Source organism: Amaricoccus sp. W119 (genome assembly GCF_047275745.1).
Lineage (GTDB): Bacteria > Pseudomonadota > Alphaproteobacteria > Rhodobacterales > Rhodobacteraceae > Amaricoccus.
This window is the reverse complement of the sequence record NZ_JBKQWU010000165.1, coordinates 620-1,638: the sequence shown is the minus strand read 5'-3', so window position 1 is coordinate 1,638 and position 1,019 is coordinate 620. Positions and strand designations below refer to the sequence as shown.

2 protein-coding genes are annotated in these 1,019 nt (G+C 68.0%); both read right to left on the bottom strand.

Translation table 11 applies throughout. The features are described from left to right. Nucleotides 1-312, bottom strand: a 312-nt coding sequence (locus tag ACLJK8_RS22680; RefSeq protein WP_413152673.1) for an ATP-binding protein, incomplete at its 3' end; no start/stop codon positions are given. Further along, nucleotides 312-1,019, bottom strand: a 708-nt coding sequence (locus ACLJK8_RS22675) for a Mu transposase domain-containing protein (protein WP_413152672.1), incomplete at its 5' end; no start/stop codon positions are given. The genes ACLJK8_RS22675 and ACLJK8_RS22680, both read right to left, overlap by 1 nt.

Genomic DNA, 1,019 nt, shown 5'->3' with positions numbered 1-1,019 from the left:
CAGGACGACGTTGCGCTGGCTGGCAAGGAAACCGCCCGTGGCGAGATCCCGGACCAGTCCTTCGTTGATCGGCGTGCCGGTAAACTCGAAGGCGTCGATCTCGCGCGCCAGCGGCGGCTTGGACGCGGTCATCTGATACTTGATCGAGCGAGCATGCTTCTCGGCGATCTCGGCCGTGAGCGGATCGCCGAGAACGTGTTGGATGGGATGCTGGCGTTTGAGGGCGTCGGCGACCACCTCGTCGTAGGCATGGCGCATGCCGCCGAGCTTGAGTTCGGCCATCAGGCCGAGGATCTCGTGTCGCTCCATCATCACGCCGCCTTCCGGGCCGACAGCAGCTGGTCGTGGCGCGCCGCGTCGGCGGCTGGCTCGATGCTGAGCCTCGGATGCTCGGGCGTGGCGATACTGGGCTCGATCGGCGCCGATCGAGCCCGGGCGAGAATGTTGAGCACGACATCGGCGCTGGTGACCCCCTGGGCCAGTGCCTCGGCGGCGGCCGCTTCGAGCGCCTCCAGGCCGTCGATCGTCGCCGCGATCAGAATCCTCACCATCTGGCGGTCGCCGTCGTCACTGCCGCGCAGGCGGCCGCGCAACCGTTCCAGCGAGGGCGGGAGCGCGAGCTGCTTGAATGGCGCTCCATTCCTCAGCGCCCCGGGTTTCTTCGCCGGTACAGGCACATAGTGCCAGGGATCGTAGACGGTCCGCTCGCGGCCGAACCGCCGGACATGCTCGGCGACGATATCGTCGCCCTGACGGATGACGACGCGGTCGGCATCGGCCTGGACCTCGACCGGCCGCCCGAGAGCGCGCGCGGCCACCGAATACTTGTTGTAATCGAACCGCACGAGCAGCGTCTTCGAGACCGAGGCGGGAACGGCGTGGAAACCGTCGAACACAACCGCCGGCAAGCGCATCAGCGCGGGCTTCTCATCCTCGAATACGTCGGCGACGGTGCGATCCCGAAGCTCGGGATGCCGGTGGGCGCGGGCATGCTCCAGGCAGCGGTCGAGCAGCCACGC